This is a genomic window from Pseudacidovorax sp. RU35E (assembly GCF_900156165.1).
Lineage (GTDB): Bacteria > Pseudomonadota > Gammaproteobacteria > Burkholderiales > Burkholderiaceae_C > Xenophilus.
Map to the genome: position 1 here is coordinate 1 of NZ_FTMY01000024.1, position 12,835 is coordinate 12,835.

At 56.9% G+C, this 12,835-nt stretch carries 9 protein-coding genes and 1 pseudogene; 8 read left to right on the forward strand and 2 right to left on the reverse strand.

The window, feature by feature from the left end:
- The 3 genes from BXA03_RS26180 to BXA03_RS26195 all read left to right on the forward strand — a co-directional run.
- Positions 1-548, forward strand: a 548-nt coding sequence (locus BXA03_RS26180) for a pyrophosphohydrolase domain-containing protein (protein ID WP_369822474.1), incomplete at its 5' end; no start/stop codon positions are given.
- Positions 549-1,160: 612 nt separating this feature from the next.
- Positions 1,161-2,834, forward strand: coding sequence for an adenylosuccinate synthetase (locus tag BXA03_RS26190; protein ID WP_076512114.1), 1,674 nt, complete (start codon positions 1,161-1,163; stop codon positions 2,832-2,834).
- 242 nt (positions 2,835-3,076) lie between these two features.
- Positions 3,077-3,496 carry a DUF7002 family protein gene (locus BXA03_RS26195; RefSeq protein WP_234983849.1) on the forward strand — a complete coding sequence of 140 codons (420 nt, stop codon included), beginning with the start codon at positions 3,077-3,079 and terminating at the stop codon, positions 3,494-3,496.
- 795 nt (positions 3,497-4,291) lie between these two features.
- Here the strand turns inward: BXA03_RS26195 and BXA03_RS26205 are convergent.
- Positions 4,292-5,761, reverse strand: coding sequence for a DUF3987 domain-containing protein (locus tag BXA03_RS26205; RefSeq protein ID WP_076512116.1), 1,470 nt, complete (start codon positions 5,759-5,761; stop codon positions 4,292-4,294).
- Positions 5,762-6,565: 804 nt separating this feature from the next.
- Here BXA03_RS26205 and BXA03_RS26790 point away from each other — a divergent pair.
- The 4 genes from BXA03_RS26790 to BXA03_RS26795 all read left to right on the forward strand — a co-directional run bounded on the left by BXA03_RS26790 (position 6,566) and on the right by BXA03_RS26795 (position 10,904).
- Complete coding sequence (locus tag BXA03_RS26790) at positions 6,566-7,663, forward strand: inovirus Gp2 family protein (protein WP_143476477.1); 1,098 nt, start codon at positions 6,566-6,568, stop codon at positions 7,661-7,663.
- 624 nt (positions 7,664-8,287) lie between these two features.
- Positions 8,288-8,536: a helix-turn-helix transcriptional regulator gene (locus BXA03_RS26215; RefSeq protein WP_200803442.1), complete on the forward strand. Its 249-nt coding sequence runs from the start codon at positions 8,288-8,290 to the stop codon at positions 8,534-8,536.
- The gene (locus tag BXA03_RS26220) at positions 8,533-9,108 is read left to right on the forward strand and encodes a hypothetical protein (RefSeq protein ID WP_143476478.1); all 576 of its coding nucleotides are present in this window, start codon (positions 8,533-8,535) and stop codon (positions 9,106-9,108) included. Before BXA03_RS26215 ends, BXA03_RS26220 begins: the two co-directional genes overlap by 4 nt.
- 290 nt (positions 9,109-9,398) lie before the next feature.
- Entirely contained in the window at positions 9,399-10,904 is a 1,506-nt protein-coding gene (locus BXA03_RS26795) for a hypothetical protein (protein WP_143476479.1), read from the forward strand.
- Between the two features lie 202 nt (positions 10,905-11,106).
- Here the strand turns inward: BXA03_RS26795 and BXA03_RS26225 are convergent, their stop codons facing one another.
- The gene (locus BXA03_RS26225; RefSeq protein WP_076512119.1) at positions 11,107-12,309 is read right to left on the reverse strand and encodes a tyrosine-type recombinase/integrase; all 1,203 of its coding nucleotides are present in this window, start codon (positions 12,307-12,309) and stop codon (positions 11,107-11,109) included.
- 332 nt (positions 12,310-12,641) lie between these two features.
- On the opposite strand from BXA03_RS26225, the pseudogene BXA03_RS26230 reads away from it, so the two are divergent.
- Positions 12,642-12,835, forward strand: a pseudogene (locus BXA03_RS26230) (methionine synthase); the annotation flags it as partial.

Genomic DNA, 12,835 nt, shown 5'->3' on the forward strand with positions numbered 1-12,835 from the left:
GGCGCCGTGCCGGCGCCGCAGCAAACCCAGGAGTAATCTCCTTCAACCCAGCGGATTCCTCAAATCGACTGGTACGGGTTCTGGGGGCAGGTCAGCAGAGGAAAACAATGCAATCCGACGAGTTCAAGGGCCTGGACGACGCCTACGAAAAGGTGCGGGCATTCCACGCAGCCTTTTCTTTGCCAGTTGCCAGTTACCCCGATCGCCTGAGCGCATCACGCGTCGCCGCACGGGTGAACTGGATGCGCGAAGAACTGTCAGAGCTCCTCAGCGCGGACGACCTCCTGGAACAAGTCGACGCGGTGTCGGACTTGATGTACTTGGCGCTTGGATGCCTCGTTGAGATGGGGGTGCAGCCTGGTATTCCATTCACTGCGGTCCACCGCACCAATCATGAAAAGCGATGGCCTGATGGAACAATTCGGCTAAATGCCGAAGGAAAACTTCTTAAGCCCCCGGGCTGGATAGGACCGCAACGTGCCTTATCCCTATATTTAGCTGAGTTACAAACGCAACGCATCGCCCGGGCGGATGATGAGAAGAGGTAGATGAATGTAAGTGAAACAGATACATTCAGACGGTGCACTCTTCGCTTACCTCCCCCGCCTTGTTGCTGTTGTTGAGTGGAGCTGTCGGAGGCGGCAAGACTTCCGTGGCGCAAGCTCTCCTTGGCGAGCATGACTTCCGAAAGGTGAGTACGAGCAGCTACCTTTCGGGACTTGCAGCTAGTCAGGGCTTGAAAAACGAAAGAGAGATCCTCCAGCGCCTCGGGGACGATCTGGACGTGGCTACCGACTTTTCGTGGCCGGTACGCGTAGCAGCAAGCCAAGTAGAGGCTAGTAATGCGCCACCCACCCAAGCGTGGCTACTAGACGCGGTGCGAAAGCCTCAGCAGATTGCCCACTTTCGAGCCGCGTTTCCCAGCGTCTTTCACGTCCATATCACCGCACCGGAGGATGTTCTCCGTGCAAGGTACGAACAGCGGCAGTTGCTACCGGGCAGCCGCGACGCCAACGGCATTTACGACCAACTAATCTCGCATCCAAACGAGATCGCATCGCGCGGCTTGGCATCCCTCGCTGACGCTGTCTATGACTCCAACAAGTTGACAGCGTGGGAGATTGCCGCTGACATAGTTCGTATGGCGAGGGAGTTGCGACATGGACCAAGTGGTGTTGATTAGCGGGCATTTGGGCGCAGGCAAGAGCGGGCTCGCGCGATTGCTGGAGACGGAGTTTGAGTACCACCGATTTAGTAGCAGCGACTTTCTTAAGCAAGAGGCAGCACGCCGTGGACTGAGTACTGACCGACGGTCGCTACAGGTTCTCGGAGACCTGCTCGACAGCGAAACCGGGGATGCGTGGCTGTATCAAGCTGTGCGTCAGCAGGCAGAGGCGGTGTCACCAGCGGCGCGCATCGTGGTGGACAGCGTTAGGACCCGAAAGCAGCTAGATTACTTCCGGAAGGACCACTACCTGCCCTGTCTGCATGTTCACCTATTCGGGAAGACCCTCGCTCTCCAAAAGAGGTTCGATCAGCGCCCAAACCATGATGCAGATCATGAGGAGTACGTGAAGGCTGATTTGATCAAGAGCGAGCAGGACATTGAGGGCTTCAGGAGCGACGCAGACTTGCGAGTCAACACGACTCGAAATGATGGCAGGGACACGCTTGCTCGCGTAGCTGCAAGCTTGGGGCTCGTCTCCGCTCCGGGTGTGCGCTGCGTGGACGTCCTAGTCGGCGGACAGTATGGCAGCGAAGGTAAAGGACACGTCGTGGCTTACCTTGCAAAGGAGTACGACGTACTGATTCGTGTCGGCGGCCCGAACGCGGGGCACACAGTCCTAGGGCCGACAGGCCAGTACACCTATCACTACCTTCCTTCGGGCTCAAAGGACACAAAAGCCAAGCTGTTGCTTGGCCCGGGCATGACGATATTTGTTCCGGGCCTTCTGGAGGAAATCGAGCAGTGTGGCGTCGGTCCAGACCGCCTGTATATCGACCCCCAAGCGATGATCATCGAACAAGCTGACAAGGAGAGCGAAGCAGGGGTGAAAAAAACCATCGCGTCTACTGCGAGTGGTAGTGGCGCGGCATCCGCGCGAAGGATCACAGACCGAGGCCTGGCATCCGTCCGACTAGCAAGAGACATCCCTGAACTGCGACCGTATGTGGGCGATGCGGAGCCGTACCGAGGCTCCACGAGCCGTCAACTGGAGGTCGCATATAGGAAGAGGCACTCCATCTTCCTCGAAGGTACACAAGGAAGCGGTCTGAGCATATTTCACGGTCGGTACCCTCATGTGACCTCCCGCGACACAAACGTTGCTGGGTGCCTCGCGGAGGCCGGGATTTCTCCAAACCGAGTACGCAGGATCCTCATGGTGGTGCGGCCGACACCTATAAGAGTCGCCAACCCGGACGGCAACGAAGGGGCATCGTCGGGCAGGCTAAAGCATGAGACCACTTTCAAAGAAATCGCGCTTGAGGTTGGGCTTGACCCAGGGGAGCTGGAGAGGAACGAAAAAACCTCAACGACCAAGAGAAACAGGAGAGTTGGATGGTTTGAGTGGGAGGAGTTCCGCTCAGCCTGCACGTTGAACGCGCCCACCGACATCGTGCTGGCCTTCGCGGACTACGTGAGCGCCAAGAATCGTGCCGCGCGCCGATTCGAGCAACTCACCCCCGAGACCATCAAGTTCGTCGAGGAACTGGAAAGAGTCGCCCAGGCGCCGGTATCACTTATCAACACGCGCTTCCCCCGGGGACCTGAGGCAGACGGCGACATCCGCACCATCATAGACCGAAGAAATTGGACGGCACGTTCGACCTGACCTAGCAAAAATAGATGCGAGTAGAAGACTTGATTGCCCGGTATCCGGTGCTGTACCACATGGCAGAGCGTGGCAGTTGGCCGAGCATACGTGGGAAGGGGCTGCTATCCGCCACCGCGAGCCTAGACCTCAGTACCGTTTCGGCCGAAGCCCGCACCGAGCTAGAAAGCAGACGGCGTCCGACGAGCGTGACACTCACCTTAAAAGACAAAGCGCCCTTAGTTCTTCGTGATCAGAAGCCCATGAGCGACGCCCGTCTCTCGAACTGTTTGCTGGACGGCATCACGCCGCAGCAATGGTACGAGTTCATCAATGGGAAGACATTCTTCTGGGCCACGCTCGCTCGCCTGCAGAGGCTTCTCGCCGCATACGGAGATCAAGAGCATGACGTCCTCCTGGTGGATACCCAGTCGTTGGTTCAGGCGCATCAAAGTCGCATGTGGCTTTGTCACATGAATTCCGGGAACACGACACCCTGGGCGCACCCGCGGAACTATGGCATCTTTAAGCGCATCGGCGACTATCCAGTCACCAGCACTGGACGCCCCATCAAGGAGGTCGCGGAGGTGGTTGTGGATTACAGCGTGCCAGACATTAAGGACCACGTTAGAGAAGTTCGTCGGATGCGGGGACAAGACGTGACGGACGCGAACCCCTACTAAGCAGCAATTCCCGAATCTTCTTCACTCACCCACCGGCACCAAGTAGTGAGGTAGCGCGGATGGTCTTTGCCACCGCGCACTGTCGTTCCGGCCAATCGCGCTCATTGACCGTGCCCGTCGGCCCAATGACCGGTTTCGGCCACTGCTGTCATTCGCGCGGCCCGTCCTCGCGACCTCTCCCAGTCTGAAGCCGCCGATGGGCACTGGACTGGCACCTATGCAGCGGATTCCAACCTTAGAGCTATCCGCTGCTCCGGCTGCTTCCAGTGAGGGGCCGCCGGTCTTGATCGCAAGCCGACACCCCTGCGGGCACCGGCTTGCGAGACGAGCACCCTAAAGCAACTCGAGGTCCAGCACCCGGACCGGCCCTCTGGGACTCGCGCATCACCCAGAGGAACAACAGCCCGGCCAGCGTGAGCCCGAAGCCAGCCCATGCGGCCGACAGCAGGCCGTGACCCTGAGCGATAGCCTGGCTGCCCGCCCACGCGCCTATGGCATCGGCCACGTTGAGCGCTGCCAGGTTCATCGCGCCCATCAGGGTCGGCGCGTTAGGGGCAGCCTGGGTCAGTGGGACCTGGATGGCATAGGCAGGGTCGGTGAAGGGAAGGTCTGATCGGAAGAGCAGGCGGGCAGACGGCAAAACGCCCCAGTTCGCAATCGCGAAGCTGGGGCGCGGTGACGTCGGGCAACTTACTGGGGCCTGCTCATCTACGAAGTATTTGAATGAAAAATTTTGGACTCCAGGTCGCCGGTGCCTCAAGCTCCGCTGGCTTCACTCCTTGGCCGGTCTGCTGACTATCCGCCAAGACGCGGCAGCAGCGAGCCCGGTAGCGGGCGATGATGATGCGCCGGAACGTACAACTTGAGCCTGCCTGAAACGGCCTTGCGGCCAAGTTGCCCCCGCTCGACCAGCAAGTTGACGGCCACCTTTGCACGCTTCAATTCCATCTCCGGCCGAGCGCAGTCGCGCAGTTCCGTGACTGAAAGGTGGCCCAGACCTTGGATAGACGCTCGCAACGCGGCCTGGACCAGAACCTCTGCATCGAGTTCGACCGTGTCGCAGCGCACGCTGGTGAACAGCGCCACTGCCTGGCGCAGGTGCCACAAGACGATCACAAGTGCCCGGCGTAGCTGCCAGATGTCGATTTGCCCCGGTGTTCCCTCGATGACCTGCAGCACCGCAGCAACCCGAGCCACCTGCTCAGCGCCTTTGGCTGCTTGGGGCCGGATGGTGAAGAATTCGCCGCCTAGACGCATCGATAGCTGAAAGTCGTTGTAGATCTTTTTGAACTCGGCTGCCGCGTCGGCGGTAAAGGACAGGCTCTCGCGGGCAGCCCCCTCCGCGCAGCGTCGAGCGCCATCGAGCAACAACGCGCGCAGCCTCGCTGTCAGGGGGTCATGAGTGCCGCTCACGGTCGGGTAGACGTTTTCCAGCAGCCGCGTACCCAGCGTTGGCGGCGGCACCGTGAACAGGATGCGCGCAAAGAGGCCGCCGTCCTGTGCATCGTCGCCCGAACGCTTCAGGTACTTCAAAAACAGCCGCGGCTGCAGGCTGAGGTTGATGCTGACCCGGTAATCGGACGCCTCCTCGGGCTTCTGCCCGGCGCGCTCACGAATCGTGGGCGTAGCGTCCCACATTGCGTTCAGCTGCGGTTGCTCCTTGCCCATCGCACCATTCAAGAACCCGCCTGCTTCCGTGCTGTGAAGCAAGACGTTGCGGTCCCCCTTGGCTATCGCGCTGATGAGAGCTGCAGCAGTGACATCGTTGTGAACGATCTTGATGCGGTGAATCGGCTTCGGGGCTTCGCGGGACAGGGCGGCGTGCCGCTCCATGAGTTCGCCCAAGTCTTCCCCATTGCGAACGGCTTCATCCATCTGCGCCTTCACGCACTTTATCTTGGCGGTGTGGACAGCTCGGCGGGCTTGGAATTCGTGCTCGTCTTCCGCGTGAAGATCGTCGAGTTCCTGCTCGACTTGCTGAAAGGCCTTGAGCAACGGGCGCGCCGCCGTGTCCTTGCCTTCGCCCGAGCCGGCGATGGTGCAGGTGATGAGAGAGATGGGGCTGGGATCTAAGTCCGGTCGAACGACGTTATACGAGCCCTGGGCTGCAGCGGCGGCGCAACCCAGGAAGTTCGCCGCGAGCGTTTCAATCGGTATCTTGGTTTCCCTGTGGGAATTCAGTATCCATCCCGCAGCCTTCGGACCGAAATTATCCACGGGATAAGGCCTCCGTTCGGGTTCGGGTGTAAACGCCTGATAGTACATATCGTTCCTTTCTTAAGCAGAACCGGATCCTGCCAAATGCCGAGCCTCATTTCCAGGAATCAGCAGTTCGTTGACTTGCACTCAAGAGCTGAGGTCGCTATCAATCCCTGTTCTGGCCACCTTGAAGAGTGACGGGAACTAACTCGACGCAGATGTCTGGTCAGTACGCGACCGCGTGCACGCGCGCCGAAGACAGCCTTTTTCCGGAATCAGCAGTCAAAATTTTCGCGTTAATAGCTCAATCGCTTCTCGTATGAATAAACGGGGCGATACTGCGTCCGAAGTCTCAGAAGCTGGGCTCTCGGTCGGCGATCCTGGAACTAACTCGACAAGCGTGCATTGGGTGAATTCCTTGGTAGGGGGCCATCTTTTCAAGAAGATTGCCGCTAAGTAGCACCTTTCTTAGCGTGGCTGGCGGTGGTGTATATGCTATCCGTGGATATATCTGAGAGAGTTTGGATCAACAGATACCGCCTGATCCCTGGCACAGGGGCTTCATCCGATTCTGAACCTTGCCAACAGGGCCCAGTGAGTCGATGAAAACAGAAGGGACGCATCCCCCATTGCACAGGTGGTCGTTGCTGACGGAGCTCTACAAGCGCAGCTATCGCTTGGACGGTCCAAATCTGACAAAAATGCACAGCCTCCTCCATCAGACGAGAGTCAATTTGCGACTGCGTCAGCCCAGCGGGCGGGTTACCGGAGCACAACGTGCAGAGGATACCCTGCCAGTTCAGTCCGCCGGTCGCTTTGCTCGTTCGCCTCAACTGTGTGAGCCGGCCTGTTGTCCCCAACCCACCTGCGATGACCGAAAAATCCGAACTATTCATTGAAGGACACTTGGACGACTTGATGGAGGCGCCTGAGTACCACGCGGTCTCGTTTCACGAAAACCCGGCGGGACTGGTGCTGACTCCACAAAGCAACGCGTCTAAGCGCGTTAAGCGCATCGCAGAGTCTGTCAAGAATATCGCTCAGGGCGACGGTACTCTCTTTTCCTGCTTCGCTGATCGTTCTGGGCGTCTGCATACACAGGCAACCGCGGAAGGCCAACGACTGTTAACTGACATCGCCTTTCATCTGCCTGAACTGGAGAATTTTTTTCCATCACACTCTTTTAATCCGTATATTTCAGCTCTGTTGATAGCAGTTCATGAGCAGGAGGTTCTGACCGGCTTGCTCTTAGACTGGCCCGATCAATTCAGGCCCCGGGATAACCGCAGGTACGAGTTCGGGAGCCTTACGAAGACCGTGTGCGATTCACTCAACGCTTTGGTAACTGCGGTTCGGCTGAAGTGCCGAAGCAAGCCCTTCCTGAGGGCTTTGGACCACCTCCGGCGCCGATGTCAGAAGAACTATGCCGGAGCCGTTGAATTGATCGACTCACTGCTCTTACCCAAAAAGCGCCTTTTGGCACTGAGGGGAGATTTTACCTGTGGCCAAGAGAGCGCTGATGTGCGCGGCGTGGTCAACAGCATGACTGCCAGCGAGGCGAAGATCCTGCACGCGCGACTAATCCGCCATGTCCGCGAGCACTATGGCCTTCGCGGCTACATCAGCAAATTCGAATACGGGCTGCTGACCGGCTACCACTTCCACATCCTGTTTCTCCTCGATGGCAGGGAGCACTGGCGCGACGTTCCCATCTTGCAGCAGGTTGGAAAGCATTGGACGGATGGCCTCACCGAAGGCCGAGGGCGCTTTCGCAACTGCAATGCGCAAAGCTACGCTCGGCGCGGCGTGGGAATGATCAAGTGGGACGACCAAGTCACCCGACTGGTTCTAGTGAAGAAGGTCTTGCCATACCTTTGCAAGACGGACTTCTGGATGTTCCCCGACGGCGTTGGTCGCACGTTCATGCGCAGCGTTATAGCTGGGGAAAAGCGTTCTGCAGGGATTTAGCCTCCTGATGCGGCAAGCCGAACCCAAGTACCGCCACAAGCTGTTTGAAGCCAAGGTCGGCGTAGGCGCTGTTGGTGAACTGCTCCTGCAAGCCTCCGCCATGCCGACTTAGCCCAGTTGTGCGAGAAGTTGCGCAGGGTCGTCGATCATGTCGTCGGCCTTCTGCTCAGTGTCAGTATGTGCTGCATGTACTGGCGCAGCGCTGAGCACCATCACCCGCCAATCTGCTGAGCCAGCGCCAGCCTGCTCAGCCTGAACCCGCCGGTCCGATGATGGACACCGTCAGCTCTTCTTGTCCCGGGCCGACGGCGTCGACTGTGTAACGCCATGCGCTCCAAACTTGGCCAGACTGGTCTGCGTGTCCTCGAAGCAGGCTTTGCTTTCTTCAGCAGGGCGCGGTTGAGCAGGCCGTCAGGCGCTTGTCTCGGCCCTGACTTAACTTTTGGTCCCGCAGAAGTGCAAGTCGGTGCTCGAAGCCTAGGGCTGCGGGGGCGGTTGCCAAGAACGCGCGTCCGTGTCAAGTAGGCAAGCAGATCTCTGAATTCCAGAAATCACAGACATCCCGGTTTCGATGGCCGAGAGATGAATGGAATTCTTGAGGGGAGACTGTTTACAGGAGATCCCATGACCATGAAAACGACGCCGCTACTGCAAACTGGCTTTGACCCGCCGTTAATGCGACTGCCAGAGGTGATTGCGTTCACCCGCCGTAGTCGCACGAGCATCTACAACGCTATCAACCAAGGACTGCGCCATGATCCTGACTTCCCACAGCCGATCGCTACGGGCAAACGCAGTAAGGTTTGGCTGCGCAGCGAGGTAGAGGGCTGGATCAACGAGCGTGCCAACAACCGCAAGAAGAGGGCTCCATGATTCTTCGACCTCCTCAGCCCTCCGAACTCCTTCACGAGGTTGAACGCCGTGTCGAGTGCTCTGCAGCAGCAGTCAGTTTTATCGACATGCGCAGCCACGTTGAGAAGTACTGTCACCCTCACGACGCGCTGACCTGGAAACCCAGCTTCGCCAAGTCGCTGCTCAGAAAGTTGGCGCCGCTTCCCCGCGGGCGCATCGACGCGCTCGAAAAGGTGATGGCCTTGTGTATCGCGGCGCGAGCGCCGGTTGCAATGCCACGCCTTGCTCTCCTGCTCGAGGCTCAGAGCATGCTGATGATGTTTGACGAACGGTGGGACAATGTGAAAGGAGCGCCGAGCAAGGGTGGCAAAGCCCTTCAGCGCAAGTACGACCCGGCTCGAGAGCACGCGCGCCACCTCGCCGCAGAAATATGGCGCAAGAATCCGACGTTGGCCGCAACGAAGGTCGTCCGGATGATTGAGAACGACTTTGTCGCTGCCGCGGAAACGCGATGCTTCGAAGTGAGCATCGAGCCATGCAGCCTCCGGCGATCACTCAAGACGTGGATCACGAAAGACTCACCTTTGCCGTGATCAAGTTCGACCTGATGCCAGTTGAGGTCTTGAGGTCGGCAACAAGCCCCACATGCAATTGCATCTGGGGCTTTCTAATTCTCGTTCTGTCCAAAGAAGGCGTGCGCTTCGCTGGCGGACCACGCCACCTTTCAAATGCGATTGCCAAGCACATTCTCGGCGCAATCAGAAACAAAGCACAATAATGTTGCTTGCGGCGCTGATATCGGCTACAACGAGCACATTGACGTCTTGAAGGTATCCCGTTGAAAAATCCTCGAATTGTGAGATCACATACCAACGAAAGGCTTGTGATAGGCAAGCTTAAGGACATTCTGACCGTTGCCGACGAAGACAGACAGGAACTAATTGACTACGTCACGAGCGACCTTGAATTTTGTGATGAGTTGGCCGTCATTTTTGAAGCCGTTGCTAGACCGCTGCAAAGAAATGCAGATCTCGCCCACCAGCTAAGCCAGGAAGTGCGTGACCAAGAAGACCCTAATGAAGAATTAGGGATTACGAGAAAAGAAAAAATCGGTAATGAGAAGCAGCCCGAGGGCTTTCGTGAGTGGCTACACCATTCGCTTGCGAGCCTCCCTTCATCCTGCATAAGGGTCGAAAACCATCTGTTAATCCTGAAGCCTACGCCGGCTGCGTCGCTGCGCTATTTATCAATGGACTATATGGACGATTTTGAAATAGTGATGGATAAGGGATTTCGATCACGCGAACTGCTATGCGATTTGCTTTACAACGCGCTGTCTGAAAATGGAAAAGATATATATAAGGAAATTGCACAAAGAAGTAATAGCATTGGGTTAAGTTCCTGCTACAGCATACACAGCGATGTGGCAATTGTCAACGCGGTGCAAAAGTTGGAATTCTTGTTTTATGAAGTTTATGCTAGACTCGAAAGCGCTTACCGGGAGTCCCATGGGATCCCCATGGCAATTCCCACCTGCATCGACTGGATTAAGCCGCTTACAAATCGCTCTGCCGTAGCCCTGATTTGCTGGGTGCGCGAGGTGGTAAAGTCAATTCGGCCAAAAGAACGATCGCGAGACGATAAGATCGCCGAAATACTGTCACATGTGGCGGCGAACCGAGTCCTTTTAGAAATCGCATGTCGCGGCGAATTTCGTAGCGACTCCGCCACTAAGACCGCTAAATTCATAGATGCACTAAATGATGCAGGAATTAATGAAATTCCATCGGTGTCGAGCAACTCAGAGATCTTTGACTGTTTACATTGCTGGTTTGGCCGAAATGGCGTGGCGTTACGCTATAACGATTACCATGATCTTTCGGAACTTGAGATCCACGCTGCGATCGAGGGTGCTGAGCAGGCGCAGTCAATGTTTATGTTAACTCGCGCGGTATTTTGGAATCCGCAAGACAAGGTTGAAAACAAGCGAGACTTGCTGATTTTCGCATTGGCACTAATCATCAGCAAGTATCATGATCTTCTTGTTCGAGGCGAAGTCACTGGCTCTGGACGCGTGCAGGTATTTCCGAATCTTAAGCAAATTAATAAAGGAGGAGCCCTTTCGCCTTCTGCTCTCGAAATGATCATGATAATTTATGGCCAAATAATTTACGCCAATGAAGGCTGGAATCTCAGCGCGAAAAAAATAGAAAGCTACGTGTCTGCAAATCAGTTAAAAAGGAGTTATCTCGAAACGCTTATTTTTAACGTTTTTAAGCGTTACCATCCGTTATGCCTAGTAAAGATATCCTCTGAAATATTGGCCAAACCGAGGATTATTGTTCGGGAGGAAAGCGGGGAGTTTTTTGCCTCTCTAGTTTCCTTGTAATTAATGCTTGATTAAAAATTGATTTCTCTGTGATGTCGGTATCAATGTCTTTTTCTAGATGAATCAATGAGAAAATTAATCGCTATCAGCGCCCGCCGGTTTGATGCCGATGTAATTGCAGGGGCTATTTCAGTCGCACGGCATATCGGCAGCATCAGCCTGAACGCCAGTCAACATATCCGACTGCTGCTTACTTAGGGTCTCAGCCTTGCACGGAATTCGGCTGGTGAACGATGGCGAGCGCCCAATCTTCCATCAAAGTCCGCCGACGTTCTAGGCCGTCCCCTCTTCTATAGGCCTCCTCCGTCTTGTTCTCGATCACGTGCGCTAAAGCAAACTCGATCAGATCCCTTGCGTGTTCTGTGCGGTCTCCCGCCCAATCGCGAAATGTTGAGCGGAAGCCGTGGGGTACAGCATCTACGCCGATCCTCCGCATCACCGCGGTCAGGCTCATGTCCGAAAGAGGTGCACCTTTACTGCCGACAAAGACAAGCTCGCTCGTCTGAGGTTGGAATCGGAGCAGCGTCATCGCACTATCAGAAAGCGGAATGCGATGTTCGCGCTTGCCTTTCATTCGCTCGGCTGGGACTATCCACACGCACGCAGCCAGGTCAATTTCGCTCCACCTCGCACCTCGAACCTCGCCTGAGCGGGCAGCTGTAAGGATGGCAAATTCCAGCGCCCGCGCCGCGTTGCCGTCTCGCGAGCGCAGTTCCGTCATGAATGCAGGCATGGCGTCTACAGGGACGGCTCTGTGATGCTGAACCTTCTGGATCTTCGATGGCGCTGGCAGCAGCTTGTCGAGATGGCCCTTCCATCGCGCCGGGTTGTCTCCAGCGCGGTACTCGCGCACTGTTGCCCAGTCCAACACAGACTCTATGCGGCCGCGTAAGCGCGAGGCCGTCTCGTTCTTGGACTTCCAGATAGGCTCAAGGCAACGCATGACGTGGGCGAGCCCAATCTCTCGCACTGGCAGCTTGCCCATGACCGGATACACATAGTCGCGCAGGGTGCTTTCCCACTGCTGCCGGTGCTTGACGTTCTTCCATTCCGCTGACTTCGACTCGATGTACTGCTCGGCGCACCAATCGAACGTCTGATCAGCTGCCTGCTTCGCAATCAGAGCGGCCTTCTGCCTGCGCTGAGGCCCGACGATCTGCTCGCCGTCGCGAACCTCCTTGCGCAGTGCCCTAGCGAGTTCGCGTGCTTCTGAAAGGCCAATCTGGGGGTATGGGCCCAGCCCGATGTCCCGCCGTGCCTCGCCTACAGAGATGCGAAGGACCCAGCCTCTATGACTGCCGCTGACACGCAGATGCAGCCCCTGGGCTCCACCCACGGCGTGTCGACCCTCTGTCTTGATGGCGGCAACCGCGCGAGCGGACAGTTCAGGAGCAATCTTGGGCATCGTTCATCTTAGAAATATATGTCCCACATTGTGCCCACAAAAAGCGTTGGCTGTTCGCGGACGTCATTGGACCTTTTCGGTCGTCAATCCTCTAAAAACGCTGGAAAATCAGATGCTTAGAATCGTCGATGAACTTCTTGGAACGATTATTCTACGGACACCCTCTCCGCCAGTATTTTCAAGAACAACAATACAGGTGAGGACGGCCAAGTCTGTCCCACCTCAGCGCCCTCCAAGACATGGCCGCAACCCTCAAGGTTGCGGCTTTTTTTTGCCCGCGTTTCGCCGATCCTGGGCCTCGGCCCCTCCTCCTTTTTCGAAAGAACCGACCGATGTTCGAAACCTCCATCGCCGGCAGCCTGCCGAAGCCCGCCTGGCTTGCCGAGACCCAGAAGCTCTGGCCCGAGTGGCGCTCTGAGGGTGAGGCACTGCGACAGGCCAAGGCCGACGCGACGCTCCTCTGGATCAAGGCCCAGGAAGACGCGGGCCTCGACATCGTGGGCGATGGCGAGCAGTCGCGCCAGCA